Below are 19,304 nucleotides of genomic sequence, written 5' to 3'. Positions count from 1 at the left end.
TAAAATGTTACAAATGTAAATATTTACTGTTCAAAATTTATAATTTTGCCATATGAAAGTGTTACTTTGCAACTTTATGTTATTGTAATGATAATACTATATTAAACCTTACGAGATCAACCCCCAAACTATTACAGTCATCTGCACATTTTCCCCCAATTTTACAAATGCCGGTTAAAAAAATTAAGCTTAATGGTTTTCAATGGACTTGTGTTTTATATCTTGCCGTAGCTATATATTGCTGGGCTTTTAAATACTTCAGGCATATTGATAATAACTTTCTCATTTTTCGCGCCTCGTTTTACCATATCAAAGCGCATGTTAATTTATATGAGCTTTATCCTAAAGAGTATTACGATGTGTTTATTTACGGGCCATTATTTACAGTTTTTATAGCGCCAATGTCCTTGCTGCCAGAAAGCTGGGGTTTCTTTCTTTGGGAGATCATTAATACGGTCAGCTTTTTATATGCGGTATACTTGTTGCCCTTCACCAACAAGGTTAAAATGCTTATACTGCTCTTTTGTGCTGTTGAGTTTGCCAACTCAGTACATTATATGCAGTTTAATCCCACAATTTCGGCAATAATAATCCTGAGCTATATATTGGTTAACAAAGGCAAAGATAATTGGGCAACCTTACTTATAGTAATGGGTACTTTAATGAAATTATACCCTATCGCCGGGTTCGCTTTTTTTGTCTTCTCTAAAAATAAAGGAAAGTTTATCGGTTGGACCATAGTATGGACTGTTGTATGTTTTTGCTTACCGGCCATTATATCGGGTCCGTCATTCTTAATCCAATCTTACCATGATTGGTTTACCGCTCTTACTTCAAAAAACATCATTAACGAAAGCCTTACCAGCGGCCAGGATTGGTGTGTTATGGGAGTAGTCAGGCGTTTGCTACAAAATACAGCAATTCCAAACTGGCCATTTTTACTTGGGGGGACTATTATTTTCGCCATCCCTTTACTCCGGTTTAAGCAATACGCGTCGCAAAAATTTCAGCTGCAGGTATTGTGCTCGGCTTTACTTATGGTGGTTATTTTCAGCACAGGATCTGAGCATCCTACATTTATTATTGCCACAGCCGGTGCGGTAATATATATCATGATGCAAAAAAAACCTTTTACACCTTTAAATATAGTGTTTTTGGTATTATTGGTGGTAGTCACAGGACTTGGCCCGTCTGACGCTTTTCCCCGGTTTATGCGTGTGTGGATGCAGAACTATGCAATAAAGGCCTGGCCTTGTATTTTGATATGGGTTAAAATAGCTTATGAGTTGATAATTAAAGATTTTACAGTCGACGATTGGTTGCCTACCTATAATCCCAAGCATCCTATTTAAATACTTAGAGATAAGAGCTGATTTGCGGTGATTTGGCCGCTTACGGAAACAGGTGCTATAGTGGTTGTATCACCGAAGCCAAGATCGGTCCATCATTGTGGTTGTTAGCCAGTGATGGCATTTCCAGAATAGCGAGAGGCAAAAAAGAGAATTGTTTAATAAATACAAACCTGGCCATTTTTATTAATTTAGTACTTTCTATGTAAAAATAGATGTCATGAACAGGCAACGTCATTTTCAGGTATTGGTTTTCTCCTTCGCTTTGTTGGTGGTATTGTTGCGGCCCTATGCCGCTTACCGTATTGCCAGGAGGTCTGATATGGCTAAAGATCCGGTAAAAGCGAATAGCCTTTTACAAAGATTGATCAAGAAAAAAGACGAGCACCACGCACTGGCGGATAATGATCTCATCGCCGTTCAGCAGCCAAAAACTGGCCAGATTCTACCTATCCGTTTTTTATTTATTACACAGCTATTGCTTGCTCTTGCTCCTGCAAGTAAGCATTTTATTGCCATTACTTCCCATATTTTCAGGCCTTACGCTGACAAGGATTATCTTCTTTTTGCTCAATTGAGGATCTAATCCGGACACACTATTGTTTTTGTCCCTTTTTTATTTGATCCATATTTAAATCATGTACAATTTCCTGTGTTATCCAGCGGCGTCTGGGCCAGTATCGTCGCCGTTTTATTGGAGGGTGTATGTGGTTTATCGGCAATCCTGACCATCATAAATTCAACTCAGCTTATGAAAAAACTGATTATCATTTTCTTACTATCCAACCTTTGCGTACAGGCGCAGCAGCAAGTCAAATGGCCTGAGCATAAAAAAGCGGCTATTGTGTTAACCTATGACGATGCGTTACCTTCGCAGCTGAACAATGCAGTACCTGAACTTAAAAGGGCCGGTTTAAAGGCAACTTTTTTCCTGACAAGCGATATCGACAGTCTAAGCATCCCGCGCTGGCGCAAGTTGGCTGCAGCAGGTTTCGAACTGGGTAATCATACGGTGTTTCATCCCTGCGCAGGGATCGATGACAATCCGGTACCTTCCGAACCATATTCGGCTTACCGGATTATACGGGAGATTGAGGTGATGGACCGTTTTCTGTTTGCAGTGGATGGCAAAACTAAACGTACTTTTGCATATCCCTGCGCCGAAACATTTGTGGGTGGCAAGGATTATGTCGATTCGCTTCGTAAGTATACCCTTGTAAAATATGCCCGCGTAGGTGGGGACAGCAGTGCGGTGATCACTGATTTTCGCAAACTGGATACATTACGGGTACCGTCCTATGGGCTGGATGGTGGCGAGAGCGGCAAACAGCTCGTTGCCTTCGTGAAAAGTGTAGAAGAAAAGGGCGGCCTGGGCGTGATCATGTTTCATGGCATCGGGGGCGATTACATTACTGTTTCCCGCGAAGCGCACCGCGAATTGATCCGTTACCTGCGACAGCACAATAAAACAATTTGGGTGCCTACCTTCAGACAAGTGCTGGATGAAGCTTACCGGCAGATAAAACGCCCGAAGGCAAGCCCTTCTTTAACCAAGTAAATAATCATTTAATCTTATATTCGTTTTCTATCTATTCTTATGAAATCAATCTTAAAAACGCCGTTTCTTTTATTAAGCGCTATTTGTTTAACCCACATTCCCGTCAAGGCGCAAATCAGTAAAGTAAAACATGTTGTGGTGATTTACATGGAGAACCACAGCTTTGATAACCTATATGGTCAGTTTCCCGGTGCAGACGGGCTGGAGCAGGCCAAAAAAGAAAACATCATCCAGTTGGATGCGGCTGGTCAACCTTATACCACGCTGCCGCCTATCCCTCACAGTAGTGCATTCCCAACCAACCTGCCTAATAATATTTTTAACATCGATCAATATGTGCCCGCCGACCAGGTGACCCCTGATGTGACCCATCAGTTTTACCAGGAACAGTTGCAGATAGATGGTGGTAAAATGGACCGTTTTGTTCAATATAATTATACCAAAGGTTTTACAATGGGGTATTATAAAACCGACCAGATTCCTTTATATGAACTTGCCAGGAAATATACTTTATGTGACCATTTTTTTCACAGTGCCTTCGGTGGTTCTTTCCTTAATCATCAATGGCTGATCGCTTCTGCCACGCCGGTATTTCCGAACGCGCCTGAAAATATTAAAGCGCAGCTCGATGCCTCGGGTAAACTGATCAAGGATGGTGCCGTTACTCCGGATGGCTATGCAGTCAATACGTCTAATTCTGTAAACCTGCATCCTAAAACAGATCATCCGGCTAACCTGGTGCCTATACAAACTGGTGCAAATATAGGCGACCGGTTGTCGGATAAAGGTATTTCCTGGGCTTGGTATTCGGGCGGATGGAACAATATTATGGCCGGTAAACCGGCTCCGTCCTTTACATATCATCACCAGCCTTTTGCTTATTTCAGCCGCTATGCTGAAGGTACTTCGGGTAGAAAGGAACACCTCAAAGATGAGATAGAATTTTTAGAAGCAGCCAAAAAAGGTACACTCCCGGCCGTTTCTTTTATCAAACCCATCGGGCTGGAGAACGAGCACCCGGGTCAGTCATCCATCAAAGGAGGCGAAAGTCACGCAGTAGAATTAATCAACGCGGTGCTTAACGGTCCGAACGGAAAGGATGCTGTCATTATCCTGACCTATGATGAGAACGGTGGCTTCTGGGACCATGTGGCTCCGCCTGTGATCGATAAATGGGGACCTGGCTCGCGTATCCCGGCGCTGATCATTTCCCCCTTTGCTAAAAAAGGCTATGTTGACCATACCATCTATGAAACCGTGAGCATCCTTTCCTTTATTGAGAAACGTTGGGGCTTGAAGCCACTCAATGACCGCGACAAAAAAGCCGACCCGCTGAGCCATGCGTTCAACTTTTAAGGTTACCACCTTCGGTATTTTAGCGCTGTCAGCCGTTACCCTGGTTTCTCTGCGACCAGTGGATACGCCTGCGGGTTTGGTTAATCAGGAACTTCTTCGCCAAACCGATAGTTTGTTGAACGCAATACAACTACTGCGGGCGATACCAGTAACCATTGCAAACAGCGCCAGACTGCAACAATCTTTCCGGCAGGTGCGGCTGGCATACAAGCGGTTGGAATGGGCAACGGAATATTTTGACCCGCTTACAGCCCGGCAGGTGAACGGACCACCGGTGCCGGAAACCGAACTCAACGGGCTGGTAATTCAGCCCGACGGTTTGCAAGTGATTGAGCAGGAGGTTTTTCCACGGTTTGTCCCGGGCAGGAAGCTGGAATTGAAAGGTTTATTAAATCGTCTGGAAGTCAATGCTGCGGAATTTCGGAATTATTTTCAGCGGGCAGATCTGCAGGATTGGCAGATTCTGGACGCGGTTAAACTGGAAGTTTTTAGGGTGGAAACACTTGGGCTTAACGATTTTGACGACCCTCTAACAAAAAACTGCTTTGCCGAGTCGGCCGCTGCATTACAAAGCATTCGGTCGGTGATCAGCATTTACGATACGGGTGTTAATTTTGCGCCGGCGATTCGGTATTTACGATACCCGGTAACATTTAACCGTTTCGATCGTGCCATCTTTATTACCCGTTACGCAAATCCGCTAACCACATCAATACAGGCTTTAAGGGTTAGATTAAAGCTGCCCGATGTGCGTTATAACCGGTTGCTTAGCCAGGATGCCGCCACGCTATTTGATGCGGACGCCTTTAACCGTAATGCTTACACCGCTGAACCAGGAGATTCAGCAACTGTCGAAAAGATCATTTTAGGAAAAAAACTGTTCTTCGATCCCATACTTTCCGGCAGTGGTAAACGCAGCTGTGCTTCCTGCCACCGGCCGGATAGAGCTTTTACCGATGGATTGGTTAAAAATTTGGATGTTACTGGTAAAAAGATGATTGCGCGTAACACACCAACGTTGATAAATGCCGCTTTGCAGCCCGCACAGTTCTATGACCTGCGGTCATCTTCGCTGGAAGATCAGGCCAGGGACGTGCTGCAGAACCGGGATGAAATGCACGGCGATATGAAATTAGCTACAGGTAAACTTTGGTGCGACAGCGGCTACCGGAAATTGTTCAGTCTGGCTTATCCGCAACAAGTGCGCGTAGCTATCGACACTTTTGAAGTGATGAATGCGCTGGCCGCTTATGTACGCAGCTTGACGGCACTCAATAGCCGCTTTGATAGTTATATGCAGAAAGATAACAAAACATTGAAACCAACTGAGATAAACGGTTTTAATTTATTTATGGGTAAAGCAAAGTGTAGCACTTGCCATTATCTGCCCTTGTTTAATGGGGCGTTACCGCCACGCTATATGCAAATGGAAGCTGAGGTGATCGGCGTACCAAAGTTCAGAAAGAGCAAGCTTATTGACGCTGATCCCGGTATTTATGGGCTAATTCCGGAAGCATTTAACCGCCATGCTTTTAAAACAACAACCGTTCGCAACGCCGCACGTACAGCGCCCTATATGCACAACGGCGTATTCCGTACTTTGGAAGAGGTGATCGACTTTTATGAAAAAGGCGGTGGGATAGGGCTCGGGATAAAAATCAGTAATCAAACCTTATCTACTGATCAATTGCATTTGACCAACAAGGAAAAAAAAGAATTAGTTGATTTTATAAAGAGCCTCAATAGTAGATAAGCATCATGGTAAAATAACCTGATATAGCGACTATAATCTTTTTAATTTTATTTTTGCGGAAAAATAACCTGTATGAATGAACAATTACCGGCTTTAATGGCCGCTTTAAAGGAAGGTAACATAGCGTTTAATGAGGTTATTACCTTTATAGAAACCTACTATCAGCACCAACCTACGGCCTTTAAAAACGGCGAGGCATATAATGAGGCTACCCAAAACCAAGGCAGTGCAAAGGTTTTCGCTTTCGCCCAGCTTCATAATTTAAGCGCGACAGATACACTTTACTTATTTGCAGAACATTACAGATCAGTATTGGCCCATCCGGATGCAACCGATCATCAGAATATCCGCCAATTTATAGCGCATGGCTGGCTTGGAGTGGTTTTTGATGGGACGGCTTTGGTGACTAAATAAGCCAATCAGATCAATAGCTGCGTTTAACTAATTGGGCCGTCGCAAGGGCTACCCAAGTTCGTCATAAAAGAAATTGCGCCGGGCGAATGAAGTAATTCACCTGAGTCAAGCGATTCTTGTGCAGCTTCGGAAGCCCTGGTGCGCATATCTTTTTCATAATCGGTAATAGCTGATTGTAAATTATCAAAATCATCGCCCAAAAGACATTTGGATAGTTCAAGTGCATCCAGCATAGCCATGTTAACGCCTTCACCCGCAAACGGAGGCATAAGGTGCGCGGCATCGCCAAGTAAAGTTAGATTAGGTTGGGCTTCCCATGTTTGATCCACGGGCATACAATATATGGGGCGTGTAACAAAAGGGACGGCAGCATTTTCAAATAACTCCTGCCATATGGGGTCCCAGTCTTCATATTCAGCCTTAAACCAATCCAGTAGCTGGGCCTTATCACTGAAATTTATCCCGCTTTTTTTAATCCAGTCCTCGCCGGTTTTAACCCCGGTGTAAAATACCAGGCTACCATCACCTTTGGAACTTACAATCAAAGTTTTACTGTCACCAAAGGCAAATATTTTCCCTCCGTTTAACAATTTATGCATTCTTGGGCTTGCAGTTTCCGAATGGTAAACTGATCCTTCCACAACCATAATTCCCGAATAAAAAGGTTTTATAGGCGTGACATAAGGTCGAAGCTTTGAATTTGCCCCATCCGCCGCAATAACCAAATCGGCAAAGGCTGATGTCCCGTCTTTGAAACTCAGTTTCCACCCATTGTCCTGTTGTGAAAGGGCTTCAAAATGGCTGCCCCAGATAACCGTACCAGGTTGTAATGAATCCAGTAAAAGCTGCTGTAACGGCCCTCGGTCAATTTCAGGTCTGCCAATTTCTTCTTCAGGTGTTGCAAGATCTTCCGTAAGGATAGTAGCGTATTTATCTATAATGCGCACCAGTTCAGCGCCCGGGCGGTAGTTGGCCTTAAATGCGCTGATCAGTCCGGCTTCTCCGAGCGCTTTTAAACCAGATTCTTCGTGCAAGTCGAGCGTAGCGCCTTTTGCCCTTGCATCTTTGTTTAAATCCCGTTCATAAATCTTTACATCGGCACCGTTCATTTGCAAAAGCCTTGCAAGGGTCAATCCACCGGGGCCGCCGCCCACGATAGCAATTTTTTTATTTTTAATTAAATTCATCATTCTTTATCAATATGTATTACAGATAAGACGATTGGGGCAAAAAATAATTTTAAAATATTTATTTTTTGTAATAAAAAAGTCTGCTTAAACTATTGCTTCAGATTAATCTGCAATTGGTAGCCGCCCGGCATTTAAATTGCCAGTTTTTAAATGGTGCCAGCGCGTTGCTTTGCATCATCGGTAACTGGCGTGAAAAAGTTGACCAGGTTGCCATCCGGGTCTTTGAATAATAAGGAACGGTTGCCCCAGGGCATCGTTACCGGCTTCTGCACCAAACTGTTTCCAAGAAACCCGGTCAGAGCCTGGTAGGTACTGTCTACGTCATCTATTCTGAATTCAATAATGACCGAGCGGTTCTCTGCAGGCCGGGCGATATCATCTCCGCCGAACAATGCCAGCGTCCTGGTACTTGCAATAGCCAGTGTGGCTAAAGGTGTTCGCAATTCGGCAAAATCTTCGGTATACTGTATTGCGGTGCTTCCTAAAACTTTTTCATAAAACCGCACAAGCGGCTGTATTTCTTTCGTGATGATGCGGACTGATGTAAAATTCATAATGGTTGTTTTAAATGTTTAATGCCACAAATTAAACCACGCGTAATGACAACCCTATGTCAGCAGTGATTTGATTTCTTCAAAGTGCTGCACAAACCCGGATAAAGAAGCAATCGAATCCTTACATTTGGCTATCGAACTATGAAAAAGAATTTGTGGCCGGTTGCCTGTTTCTTCGTATTGTTGCTTTGCGCTTTTGGCCGTCAGGAACGTTTTCAGCGCTTTGAGCTGAATGGTTATGCACAGGGTACCACTTATAGTATCGTGTATTACGCGGCCGACAGCTTTATTAGTCAGCGACAAACGGATAGCCTGCTGCAACGCTTTGATAGGTCTGTATCACTTTATCAACCTAATTCGCTGATCTGCCGGTTCAACCGTTCGGCAAAAGGCATCCGGATCGATGAACCTTTCAAGGTGCTGATTACCCGTGCCCTGCAGATTAGCCGTGCTACAGGTGGATTAGTGGATCCGACGGTAAAACCTTTGGTTGACGCATGGGGTTTCGGTGTGCTGAAACCTGGTCATGATCCTGGTAAAGAGGAAGTTAAAGTATTGCTACTCAATGTAGGTGCGGATAAGATAGGCCTGCGAGGGGATTTTTTATTTAAAACAAAACCCGGCGTACAATTGGATTTGAACGGTATTGCCCAGGGTTATTCAGTCGATTTGTTGGCATCGTTATTGGAACAACATCACATTCAAAACTACCTGGTGGAATTGGGCGGCGAACTGCGCGTTAAAGGAAGTAAGGCTGGCAATGAACTTTTTAAGATAGGTATTGAAGGGATCAGTGGTGATGATCTGGATCCGGCCCCTATGCGTAAAGTGATTGAACCTGGGAACGGTGCTATTACCACATCAGGTAATTATCGGAAGCATCACGCATCTGGCGGCAAACAGATTTCGCACCTGATGAACCCGTTGACTGGTTATCCTGTGCAGAACGAGATGATCAGTGTTACGGTTTACGCTAAGGATGCTATAACTGCGGATGGATATGATAATGGTTTTATGGCGATGGGTTTGAAACGTACAATGGCCTTTTTATCAAAACAGAAAGATATGGGTGCTTATATTGTGTACCGAAAGCCTGACGGGGTTATTACGGATACTGTAACTGCTTTTTTTAAGGGATATCAAAAACAAAACTGAAAAGATGGTGAGAAGAACTTTCTTGAAAAACACAGGTCTGCTCAGCGGCGGGCTACTTCTTAGTAACCAATTGAGCGCTCTGCAACCAACTGGCGAGCCGGTGAAAATAGCGGTGATAGGCTGCGGCGACCGTGGTACCGGCATTATGAACATCCTCAATGGGATGCCAGATCAGTTCCGCATAACCTCTGTATGCGATGTGCTTGATTTCAGGCTGGCCGCGGCGCAAAAGATGAGTAAAACCGGGGCATTTAAAACTTATACCGACTATCGCAAACTGTTAGATGATAAGGAAGTAGATGCGGTAATTGTTGCTGTGCCGCTATATCTGCATTACCCGGTAGCTGCCGATGTCATCCGCTCGGGCAAGCATTTATACCTGGAAAAAACGATGACCTACACAATTGAACAGGCGCTTGAACTGGTGAACCTAATGCATGGCCGTAACAATCAGGTGTTACAGGTAGGGCATCAGTACAGGTATTCACCTTTATATTACCGGGTTAAAGAGATGATTAATAAAGGCTACCTGGGCAAGGTAACACAAGTGGATTGTCGCTGGGACAGGAATGGTAACTGGCGCCGTCCGGTGCCCGATCCTTCCCTTGAACGGGCTATTAACTGGCGGATGTATAAGGAATATTCTGGCGGATTGGCCGCTGAGCTGCTTTCGCACCAGATCGATTTTATCAACTGGGCTTTTGATACCCATCCGCAGGAGTTTTTTGCCACGGGAGGGATAGATGTTTTTAAAGACGGGCGGGAAACCTCTGATAACATACAGGTGATGCTACGTTATCCTGACCTGGGCCTGATCGGGAATTTTGGCGCGATGTGTGGTAATGCGCATGATGGGTATCTTTTTAAGATCAAAGGTACTTTGGGTACGGTTTCCCTGCTGACAGATCAGGGGATGTTCTATCCCGAAAAAAAGCTATTGAGTGAAAAGGGGACAGTAGATGGAGTGACAGGCGCAACGCGTATTGTTTGGAACAAGGAAGGAGGGACGCCTATATTGCCAGAAGCCACCAAAGACGGAACCTGGTATGCGTTTAACGACTTCTATCAGAAGATACTACGTAAGGAATTGCCGGATAGCAATGTATTCACCGGAGCGCGTACCGCTATTAGTGTGCACCTGGCTAATCAGGCTTTATATAGCAAAAAGATCTGTAGCTGGGATAATGCTTATAAGATTGGTTGAGAGGGGATTATAATGAAAATATTAAACGCCTCGCGGGCTCTCCGGGAGGCGTTTAATATGATGATCGATCTGGATTATACTATTCACTTCTTAAACTTTTGACGGGGTTGGCTAATGCTGCTTTAATAGATTGAAAGCTAATTGTAATAACAGCAATCAGCAGGGCTGTTATTCCCGATACCAAAAACATCCACCAGCTTGTTTCAATGCGGTAGACAAAGGTTTGCAGCCATTTGTGCACAGCCCACCAAGCTATAGGTGTTGTCAATAAAATAGAAATACCCACTAAGTACACGAACTGCCAGCTAAGCAATGCGGTTAACTGCACTACACTGGCACCAAGTACCTTGCGAACGCCGATTTCCTTGGTACGCTGGCGTGTAAAGAACGCGGTCAATGCAAATAATCCGACGATTGAGATTACCAGGGCGACAATGCCAAAAAAAGTAATGATGGTTTGCAGCTGGCTATAGGAATTGAATAGCAGTTGAAAATTGTCATCAACAAAGCTGTATCGAATAGGAAACTCTGGCTCTATCGTTTTCCAGGCTTTCTCAATGGCGACTACGGACGACTGCAGCTGTTTGCCATTAATTTTAACAATTATTCCGCCTCCGGATTGGAACATACAGGCTTGATTGCCCATTGTGTAAACTTCCGGCTGAACGGCCATCTCGAAACCGAATTCATGAAAGTCTTTCACAACGCCGACCACCTGAACGGGTATACTATCGCAGGAGGGAAAAAAAATGGTTTTTCCTACAGGATCTGACAGTTTAAGTTTTTTAACCGCCGATTCATTCAGGATAGCCGAGCGAGTGTTTTGGTCAGGAGGGGCGTCCGTAAATCCGCGACCTTGCATCAGTGGTATCTGTAGTGTATTGAAATAATCTTTACTGATTTTTACTGAGGCCATACGGTATATTGTACCTGAGTATTTAAAGCCTACGGTACTTGTATCCGTAAACAGGTGATCACCAGGTACCTTAGTGGTTTTGGCTACATAGCTTACTCCTGGCAGCCTTAGCATTGCCTGTCGCATACTTTCAAAGCCATTTTCACGGGTTTGCTGGCCAGCTTGTATGCGCATTACCTGTTCGCCTGAGAAACCCTTATCCCTGCTTTGCATATATAACATCTGTGACCTGATCGCGATTATTGCCGTGATAAAGAATACCGCCACCATGAACTGTACCACGATCAATACATTACGCAATAGCGTACCCTTGGTGCCGCTCGAATAATCACCTTTTAAAACGTTGGTAGTGTTATACCGCGAAAGGAATAAGGAAGGGTATAAGCCAGATAGCAGGGTAACGATTAACAGACAGAGGGCAATCTGTATAACTAAACTCGCCGAACCATCCTTGTGCCAGAATCCGAGTTGCAGATTAAATGAACTGTTAATATAAGGAAGGCTTATGTAAACCAACAAGATGGCGATACTCAAACTGATTAGGCATTGTACCCCCGTTTCCATCATAAACTGAACAACCAATTGCCCCCTGGCAGAGCCTAATACCTTACGTACACCAACCTCCTTTGCTCTTTTCATAGATTGAGCAATGGATAAATTACTGAAGTTGATTGCCCCCGCAAGCAGTAATAAAACCGCTAATGCCAGCAACACTGATGCCACCGTAAAGTTGCTGCTGCCATGTTTAGGAAAATTATAGATGCTGGGCACAGCATCTATAAACAGTGATGTAGCCTGCGCGCTTCTTTGATAAGCTTCGAAAGACCTATTGTCTTTTTTTAAGCGTTCGCTGTAAAATATCCGGTTGATCGTATTTTCAATCCGGGCATCTGTTTCTGTGTGTCTGACTTTGATGTAAGTTTGAAAGGATAAGTTTCCCCAAAAGTTATTTTGTTTGCCGTAAGGATCACGCATCAGCATTTCAACGGGCATATGGGCCGGGCCGGCCGGTTTTTTTATAACGCCCGTTACCATGCAATTTACCGCATTGTAAACTTTAACCGGCTGGCCTATAGGGTCAGCATCGCCAAATAATTTTTTACTTAGTTCTTCGGTGATCAAAATCGCATTAGGTTTGTTCAATGCAGTCAGGGCATCGCCTTTGGTTAATTGGTAAGGAAAAACCTTTAGGAAATTGGAATCGACCGTTACAATGTTCTTTTGATAGATCTTTTTATCCCCAGCACTCAGTAATATTTCAAAATCGCCGGCAGATTGCAAAGCCGTAGCAGCTTCCGCATTAGGATATTTTTGTACCAGCAATGCACTTAAGGGCGCAGGCGTACGATCTGAGAAATCATCCCCCTCCTTCATGGACACCCGATAAACTTTCTTTAATTCCGGGCTCCATTGATCATAGCTGAGCTGGTAATTGAGGTAAAGCAGTATAATAATAAAGCTGGCCAGCCCAATCGCCAACCCACTAATGTTGATAAATGAAAAGGCTTTGTTTCTGGCCAGGTTTCGCCAGATAACCTGTAAGTAATTTTTAAACATACATTCAGTTTTTCAGGTTTGGTTAAAGATGTACCAATAGTATGCCTGTTAATTATGATGTTGATTGTCAGTAATTTAAATAAATTTTAGCTAAATGATTGTTCGGAAATGTTACACTTTACCGTTCGATAGCGTACAAGTCGGCGATTTTTTTTCGTTGTCACTACTGCGGTTTCAAAGAATTAATAGACAAATTTTGATATGCGTATACAGATTAATGAGCAGCTTAGGAGTAATCTGTTAATGTGCTGTGCATCTACACCTAAAGCGCCTTTCATCTATTCTCTATCAAAACAAATAGTACAGCCCAAAGCAAAAGCCGCCAGAAACTTTAATTGAGTAGATGCTTGAATTGTTCATTTAAGCGATAACCCAATTTTGTAATTTGTGTTTGTTCAAATCGCAAAGAACATAGCCATGGAAGCAGCTCCCATGGCTATGAAAGTAAACCACAGTAAGGTTTTAGACAACCAGCCACTTTTATATTCACCCATGATTTTTTCACTTGCAGCAATTTTTACGATCAGGAATAAAAGGGGAACCGCTGCAACACCATTTAGTACCGCGGTATATACCAATGCCTTTACTGGATCAATTCCTACAAAATTGATGATTAGACCAATCAACGTAGCGATAGTAATTACACCGTAAAAACCATGTGCTTTTTTAAGTTTAAGGTTTAAACTCGCGTTCCAGCTAAAAGCTTCTGAAACGGCATATGCGGCCGAACCTGATAATACAGGCACTGCTAATAACCCCAACCCAATAATACCGATTGAAAAAATTAGCTTAGCCAAAAAACCTGAATTAGGAAAAGAATGTACCAGCGGCTCTAAGGCCTTTGCGGCATCTGCTGCATTTTTAACGTCTTTTACACCGCTGTTATGCAATACGGTAGCTGCTACTAACAAAATACACCAGGTAGTTATTTCTGAAATAACCATACCTGCTGTGTTATCTGCCCGCATATCCTTGATATGCTGCCAGGTGATTTGCGGCTTACCATTTTTAATTAATCCTTTTGCTTTTTCCTCCTCCACTTCCTGAGATGCCTGCCAAAAGAACATATAAGGCGTAATGGTAGTGCCGAAGACACCGGTGATGATAAACAAATAAGCGAAATTAAACTCGATATGGGGTGTTACAGTTGCTTTTAGTACTGTGAGCCAAGGCTGATGCACTATGAAAACTGTGATAGGGTAAGATAATAATGCCAGTGCGAGCCATTTGAGTATTTTTGAATACGTTCTATAGTTTGTGAAAATTTCCAGCACCAGGATGAATACGGTAAATAGTAATGTTAAAATAACGAACGGTGCAGGAATCAGTAGTTGCGCTGCCGCTGCCATTGCGCCAATATCCGCACCGATGTTTATCGTGTTTGCGATCACTACTAACGTCACAACCGCATAAAGTACCGGTTTGCTGTAGTGGTCTTTGACAACTGCGGCTATTCCCTTACCGGTAACCAGGCCGATCCTTGCGCAAGCCTCCTGAACGGCTGTCATAAAGGGCAGCATATAAAGCGCCGTCCATAACTGTCCATAACCAAATTGCGCTCCGGTTTGAGAATAGGTTGCTATTCCCGATGGGTCGTCATCCGCTGCTCCCGTAGTAAGGCCAGGCCCCAATAAGGTAAACCATTTCATTAACCCCTTTTTGGGCCGCTTAGGATTGGGTGCTATGGGCATATATCTTGTTTTTTCAAATGTAAGCTTTGTTTCAGTACCATAATATGTTATAAGACGCAGAATTGCCCATCAGCGTCCCGGAATATCCAGATTGTGTTTTAATATACCCCTAACCTTGTAAGATACTTATATAAAATGTCTTTTATAAATAATGGATTACCCGAACTTTTTCTGGGGTTCATTGGAGAATTTGAAAGACTACTCTCAGTCTGATATGAGAAACTGTGATCACATTTATTATATTAAGGCGCTCATAAAGGTGCTGACATGCATCGGCAGGGGAGGTTCTACCATGTTTCCGTTTTTTCTGGGCGATTGCATGAAGCGAGATAACCAACAGGGCCACTAAAAGTTTATAGCTGTTTTTTATATTATTCATTTAAAAGATTGTGTTGTATTTAAATCGGCAGCGGTAAGTTCTCCTTTGTCGATAATGATATTTTCTATAGCCAGGATATCCATTTCAGTTTGTAAAAAGCAGTTCAAGGCATCTTGGGGCGTGCAAACTATGGGCTCATCTTTTACATTAAAAGAGGTGTTTACAATCACGGGGCAGCCAGTTAGCTTAAAGAAAGTGTTGATCAAATGGTAGAAGACGGGGTGCTCGGCGTCGCTTACTGTTTGAATCCGCGCCGAAAAATCCACATGTGTTACGGCGGGTAAGACCGATCTTTTCCGCGCCAGCATTCCGAATCCTCTTTCCTCCGTATCTGAAGTAGAGATGAGTCGGTATTTATGTTTAACAGGAGCGACAAGCAGCATGTAAGGACTCTTTTGGGTCAGTTGGAAAATGGTATCGGCATGTTCCTCCAGTACGGCGGGAGCAAAGGGGCGAAACGATTCCCTGAACTTGATCTTTTGATTGATTGTTGCCTGCATATTTTCGTTCCGACTGTCCGCGATAATGCTCCTCGCACCAAGGGCACGTGGACCAAACTCCATACGGCCGTTAAACCAGCCAATCACCTTACCCTGATTGATCAATCCTGCCACTGTTTGAAAATAGGCTTCATCATTATATACCCTGAATTTTATCTTTCTTTCGGTTAAAAAGGCGGCTACTGTGGCTGTTGAATAAGAAGGACCCAGCAAGGCATTCTGCATCTTATCACTTTTAGATACCAGTCGTTCATGTTTCAGGTGATGATAATAGGTAAAATAAGCAGCGCCTAACGCGCCTCCCGCATCCCCTGCTGCCGGCTGGATCCATAAACTGTTAAAGGGAAATTCTTCCAGCAGTTTTCCATTTGCAACGCAATTAAGCGCCACGCCGCCGGCCAGGCATAATTTATCAGCCTGATATTCCTGCTTAATATGCTTTACCATCCGCCGCATAATGGTTTCAGTAACCTTTTGAATGGAACTGGCTATGTCCATATGGAATCGGGTTATCTCTTCGTCCTTTTTCCGAGTCTTATGGCCGAAGAGTTTTTCAAACTTCGTATTGGTCATGGTTAAACCGCTCATATAATTGAAGTATGCCATTTGCAGCCTGAATGAGCCATCGTGTTTTAAATCGATCAACTGGTCATATATCAGCTGTTCGTACCGGGGTTCACCATAGGGAGCCAGTCCCATTACCTTATATTCATCACTGTTTACCTTAAAGCCCAGGTAGTAGGTGAAAGCAGCATAAAGCAGACCGACCGAATGCGGGAATTTAATTTCCTTGATCAATTCGATGGAATTGCCGTTGCCACGCCAGACAGATGTTGTTGCCCATTCTCCCACACCATCTACGGTTAAAACAATGGCTTTTTGATATGGAGATGGAAAAAATGCCGATGCGGCATGTGCCTGGTGATGTTCGGTAAATAACAGATTTCCGCCGTTATATTCCCAATTTGGTGCTATGTTTTTCAGCGCGAGGATGATCTGCTTTTTCATAAAGATCTTATCCTTGATCCATAAAGGAATGGCTTTCAGATAGGAAAATAATCCCCAGGGAGCGGTGGCCAGATAAGTTTCTATAAGGCGTTCAAATTTCAGGAAGGGCTTTTCATAAAATACCACATAATCTACCTGTGTTAACTTTATTCCAGCTTCACGCAGGCAATATGTTATAGCTTGTATCGGGAAGGCTTCGTCATTTTTTATGCGGGAAAAGCGTTCTTCCTGCGCTGCTGCTATGATTGTATCGTCTTTGAGCAAACAGGCTGCGCTATCATGAAAATAGGCGGAGATTCCCAGGATATACATCTTAAAATAAAGTGTATAACAGGGGACCTAATACGGTTGACTGTGCTGCTACCACGATTAAGCCAATAATAATAAACAGTATGAAAAGCGGCCATAACCAATACCTACGCCTGTACCTTAAAAAGGCAAGAAACTCTAATATTACCTGCATATGTTTAAAATTGATTTTTTAATGATGATTGTTCACGTTGCTCTGCCAACTGCCAGTAAGATCGTTTATTGCCAGCCGATGTTACTGCCAGTGCATCGCGCCCGATAAGCTTGAACAGAAGCCCCAAAGGGATGAAAATGATAATATAAATAAGCGTTAACCAAATTGTGGTATTTACAATTGCCAGGTAGTAAGTCAGTTTCTCCCAATAAATACGCGGATAAACAAGCCATTTAGGCTTAACTATAGCAGGCAGCAGTAAACTAAGCCCACATACACTAAGGTAATAATTGAAGCTGTCGGTCCTTAGTAACTTATACAGGCAAAGGCAGAGAATAAAACTACCCATTAGCAAGCCAAACCTGCGTTCTTTTTTATAAGTTAAATTACTCATGGTACTTCATTTTAGTTATCGATTAATTTTGTTGAAGACTTGCGTAGGTGTCGTTTAATTGTTTGCTGATTTCGCTATCTGCAGGCGCGGTTCTGCGTGCCTGCTCCAAGTGTATCAATTGCTTAACAATTGCCTGCGCGTTTAACAATATCTGGTTATCCGGGTTCACGGTGAGCGCGTAATTGATGTAGTTTTCAGCTTTTTCCGGCTGCCGGTTTTTTATTTCGAGTGCAAATAATACCCTGGCCAAATCCATCGATGGTTCAAGTACAAATGCCCGGTGAAAATAGTTAATGGCTTTATTTAAGTTTGATTGCAGTGCGTAAAGTTTACCGGCTGCCGCGCAAAACCCTGCATCTTGGGGATACTCTAACACAACCGCTTCGGCAACCTTTAATTCATGCTTTTGATCTTTCTTATGCTCGTAAAAGTTCATTAGCCTGTCCATCGCTTCGTTCCAGGGTAAACGTTTTTTGATCATGGCCATGGCAATTTCACCCTCAAAGGTGTTTGGTATGGGATGCTTTATGGTGGTTTCCTGAAAAGGCCATGCTTTTTTCAGTTCTACAACGCTATATGTACCAAACAAAGAATCTACCGCTGTTAAAGGCATTTGGTCCTGTAACTGACGAAGCGACATTTGGAATTGTGGATCGGCAGGTAAAATGTGGTGGATTTTCAGTGCAGAAAAAAAAACTTCGCTCATGAGCGAGTAGCCCAATAAATTGGGATGAACGTGCTCTAAAATAGTTTCATTCCCGAGGATATGTCCCTGTGAGTGTTCTTCAAAGATCTTGCGTGTATCTACCAGGTAAACACCGGCATATCTGGATGCCGCATTACTGATGATCTCATTCATTTGCTCGGGCGCCCTGAATCGTAACTGGTCATGCGCTGCGGCTTTAATAAATAAGCGTTTGGCGGCAAGTGTATCCGATATGCGATAAGCCGCCGCACCTTTATCGTAATAGCTTTTTGCCGAAGTTTCGGCTTCTTTCATATAGCTGTTTAGCGGCTGCAGATCTTTTTCATTGCTTACCAGGTTGCTGATGAACACCGGGATTTCTTTGACAGAAAACAGGCGGCACACTTCATTAATGTTCGTTTTAAACTGAGCTATGCCATTGTTAAACTTTTCTGACCCGTAGGGAATATGCTGATCGGCTGCCATGCGTTCCATCAGTGTTTGGCTGGTGTCTGTTTTGCCTTTGCCGCTTAAGCCCCGCATAGTATTAAAGATCAGTTGTACCACACGAAGATGTTTCAGGCCTATAAGTGTTTGAATAAGCCAGGGCGAATTACCTAATTTACTGGTTGACCCGACACCAAGCGCACCGTAATATTCATTATGGCCGCTATAAATGAGGATGCCGTCCGGCTCATAATTCGGCAGTTCCTTTGCCAAATCCAGCACTGTGTAAGAGTTAACAGCCGTTAACGAAAGATTGATTATCTCAAAATTCCAATCAGGATACATTTGTGCAAGCCTGTAGCTTAACCACCGATGGAACGACCCGTTATGCATATATGGATATCCGATGGTTGTCGACTCGCCCAGCACAAACAGCCGTATGGTGTTTTTAGCTTTCCGGATTTTAAAGAGTTCAAAATTGCCGATTGTTGCATTGGCTCCATCAGTGAAATACCGTTCAGATACATACCTATTCATGACCAGGCTGCCGGGATGATCTTCATCCGGGATAAAAAGAGCAAGATCATGGCCATAGCCAGATAACCTTAATATGACCTCCAGCAGCAGGATTAAAATAAACGGCAATGCGAAAGCAATCAGCTTGAATGCTGTTTGCCTTCCTTTGCCCGTTACCTGTCGTCTTTCTGACTTTCAAAAACAATTCAAGATCA

16 protein-coding genes are annotated in these 19,304 nt (G+C 43.5%); 8 read left to right on the top strand and 8 right to left on the bottom strand.

Annotation, left to right across the window (positions count from 1 at the left end; translation table 11 throughout):
* The first annotated feature begins 167 nt into the window (after window positions 1–167).
* From BLS59_RS02435 to BLS59_RS02410, 6 genes are all read left to right on the top strand, one after another.
* Window positions 168–1,352 carry a glycosyltransferase family 87 protein gene (locus tag BLS59_RS02435; protein WP_091143676.1) on the top strand — a complete coding sequence of 395 codons (1,185 nt, stop codon included), beginning with the start codon at window positions 168–170 and terminating at the stop codon, window positions 1,350–1,352.
* A gap of 217 nt (window positions 1,353–1,569) precedes the next feature.
* On the top strand, window positions 1,570–1,935 hold the full coding sequence (locus BLS59_RS02430) for a hypothetical protein (RefSeq protein ID WP_091143674.1): 366 nt from the start codon (window positions 1,570–1,572) through the stop codon (window positions 1,933–1,935).
* Between the two features lie 165 nt (window positions 1,936–2,100).
* Window positions 2,101–2,907: a polysaccharide deacetylase family protein gene (locus tag BLS59_RS02425; RefSeq protein WP_143014034.1), complete on the top strand. Its 807-nt coding sequence runs from the start codon at window positions 2,101–2,103 to the stop codon at window positions 2,905–2,907.
* Window positions 2,908–2,946: 39 nt separating this feature from the next.
* Window positions 2,947–4,263, top strand: a complete 1,317-nt coding sequence (locus BLS59_RS02420; RefSeq protein WP_091143667.1) for an alkaline phosphatase family protein — start codon at window positions 2,947–2,949, stop codon at window positions 4,261–4,263.
* Window positions 4,247–6,016, top strand: a complete 1,770-nt coding sequence (locus BLS59_RS02415; protein ID WP_091143664.1) for a cytochrome-c peroxidase — start codon at window positions 4,247–4,249, stop codon at window positions 6,014–6,016. The genes BLS59_RS02420 and BLS59_RS02415 overlap by 17 nt, the downstream gene beginning before the upstream one ends.
* A 72-nt stretch (window positions 6,017–6,088) precedes the next feature.
* Window positions 6,089–6,430 carry a HopJ type III effector protein gene (locus BLS59_RS02410; RefSeq protein ID WP_091143660.1) on the top strand — a complete coding sequence of 114 codons (342 nt, stop codon included), beginning with the start codon at window positions 6,089–6,091 and terminating at the stop codon, window positions 6,428–6,430.
* 23 nt (window positions 6,431–6,453) lie between these two features.
* Here the strand turns inward: BLS59_RS02410 and BLS59_RS02405 are convergent, their stop codons facing one another.
* On the bottom strand, window positions 6,454–7,620 hold the full coding sequence (locus BLS59_RS02405) for an FAD-dependent oxidoreductase (RefSeq protein ID WP_205411162.1): 1,167 nt from the start codon (window positions 7,618–7,620) through the stop codon (window positions 6,454–6,456).
* Between the two features lie 146 nt (window positions 7,621–7,766).
* A complete protein-coding gene (locus BLS59_RS02400; protein WP_091143653.1) occupies window positions 7,767–8,174 on the bottom strand; it encodes a VOC family protein in 408 nt (135 codons plus the stop codon).
* 141 nt (window positions 8,175–8,315) lie between these two features.
* Between BLS59_RS02400 and BLS59_RS02395 the strand changes: the two genes are divergently transcribed.
* Together BLS59_RS02395 and BLS59_RS02390 are read left to right on the top strand one after the other, a co-directional pair.
* Entirely contained in the window at window positions 8,316–9,329 is a 1,014-nt protein-coding gene (locus tag BLS59_RS02395) for an FAD:protein FMN transferase (RefSeq protein ID WP_091143652.1), read from the top strand.
* A gap of 4 nt (window positions 9,330–9,333) precedes the next feature.
* Window positions 9,334–10,533, top strand: a complete 1,200-nt coding sequence (locus BLS59_RS02390) for a Gfo/Idh/MocA family protein (RefSeq protein WP_091143649.1) — start codon at window positions 9,334–9,336, stop codon at window positions 10,531–10,533.
* A 79-nt stretch (window positions 10,534–10,612) separates the two neighbouring features.
* On the opposite strand, the gene BLS59_RS02385 is transcribed toward BLS59_RS02390, so the two are convergent.
* From BLS59_RS02385 to BLS59_RS02355, 6 genes are all read right to left on the bottom strand, one after another.
* Window positions 10,613–13,006, bottom strand: a complete 2,394-nt coding sequence (locus BLS59_RS02385) for an ABC transporter permease (protein ID WP_091143645.1) — start codon at window positions 13,004–13,006, stop codon at window positions 10,613–10,615.
* Window positions 13,007–13,401: 395 nt separating this feature from the next.
* Window positions 13,402–14,655 (bottom strand): NRAMP family divalent metal transporter, encoded by a 1,254-nt coding sequence (locus BLS59_RS02380; protein ID WP_240315145.1) that lies wholly within the window; start codon window positions 14,653–14,655, stop codon window positions 13,402–13,404.
* A gap of 417 nt (window positions 14,656–15,072) precedes the next feature.
* A complete protein-coding gene (locus BLS59_RS02370; protein ID WP_091143634.1) occupies window positions 15,073–16,896 on the bottom strand; it encodes a carbamoyltransferase family protein in 1,824 nt (607 codons plus the stop codon).
* 1 nt (window position 16,897) lies between these two features.
* A complete protein-coding gene (locus BLS59_RS32655; protein ID WP_091143631.1) occupies window positions 16,898–17,047 on the bottom strand; it encodes a DUF5989 family protein in 150 nt (49 codons plus the stop codon).
* A gap of 4 nt (window positions 17,048–17,051) precedes the next feature.
* A complete protein-coding gene (locus BLS59_RS02360; protein WP_091143627.1) occupies window positions 17,052–17,441 on the bottom strand; it encodes an SxtJ family membrane protein in 390 nt (129 codons plus the stop codon).
* A gap of 22 nt (window positions 17,442–17,463) precedes the next feature.
* Complete coding sequence (locus BLS59_RS02355; protein ID WP_091143624.1) at window positions 17,464–19,218, bottom strand: SGNH/GDSL hydrolase family protein; 1,755 nt, start codon at window positions 19,216–19,218, stop codon at window positions 17,464–17,466.
* Between the last annotated feature and the right edge of the window lie 86 nt (window positions 19,219–19,304).

The sequence above is a fragment of the Mucilaginibacter pineti genome (assembly GCF_900101875.1).
GTDB classification, from domain to species: Bacteria; Bacteroidota; Bacteroidia; order Sphingobacteriales; family Sphingobacteriaceae; genus Mucilaginibacter; species Mucilaginibacter pineti.
This window is presented reverse-complemented; position numbering and strand designations above follow the sequence as displayed.

Coding starts and splice junctions, on each gene's coding strand:
- BLS59_RS02435 (WP_091143676.1), top strand. CDS start 168: ATGCCGGTTAAAAAAATTAAGCTTAATGGTTTTCAATGGACTTGTGTT.
- BLS59_RS02430 (WP_091143674.1), top strand. CDS start 1,570: ATGAACAGGCAACGTCATTTTCAGGTATTGGTTTTCTCCTTCGCTTTG.
- BLS59_RS02425 (WP_143014034.1), top strand. CDS start 2,101: ATGAAAAAACTGATTATCATTTTCTTACTATCCAACCTTTGCGTACAG.
- BLS59_RS02420 (WP_091143667.1), top strand. CDS start 2,947: ATGAAATCAATCTTAAAAACGCCGTTTCTTTTATTAAGCGCTATTTGT.
- BLS59_RS02415 (WP_091143664.1), top strand. CDS start 4,247: ATGCGTTCAACTTTTAAGGTTACCACCTTCGGTATTTTAGCGCTGTCA.
- BLS59_RS02410 (WP_091143660.1), top strand. CDS start 6,089: ATGAATGAACAATTACCGGCTTTAATGGCCGCTTTAAAGGAAGGTAAC.
- BLS59_RS02405 (WP_205411162.1), bottom strand. CDS start 7,620: ATGATGAATTTAATTAAAAATAAAAAAATTGCTATCGTGGGCGGCGGC.
- BLS59_RS02400 (WP_091143653.1), bottom strand. CDS start 8,174: ATGAATTTTACATCAGTCCGCATCATCACGAAAGAAATACAGCCGCTT.
- BLS59_RS02395 (WP_091143652.1), top strand. CDS start 8,316: ATGAAAAAGAATTTGTGGCCGGTTGCCTGTTTCTTCGTATTGTTGCTT.
- BLS59_RS02390 (WP_091143649.1), top strand. CDS start 9,334: ATGGTGAGAAGAACTTTCTTGAAAAACACAGGTCTGCTCAGCGGCGGG.
- BLS59_RS02385 (WP_091143645.1), bottom strand. CDS start 13,006: ATGTTTAAAAATTACTTACAGGTTATCTGGCGAAACCTGGCCAGAAAC.
- BLS59_RS02380 (WP_240315145.1), bottom strand. CDS start 14,655: ATGAAATGGTTTACCTTATTGGGGCCTGGCCTTACTACGGGAGCAGCG.
- BLS59_RS02370 (WP_091143634.1), bottom strand. CDS start 16,896: ATGTATATCCTGGGAATCTCCGCCTATTTTCATGATAGCGCAGCCTGT.
- BLS59_RS32655 (WP_091143631.1), bottom strand. CDS start 17,047: ATGCAGGTAATATTAGAGTTTCTTGCCTTTTTAAGGTACAGGCGTAGG.
- BLS59_RS02360 (WP_091143627.1), bottom strand. CDS start 17,441: ATGAGTAATTTAACTTATAAAAAAGAACGCAGGTTTGGCTTGCTAATG.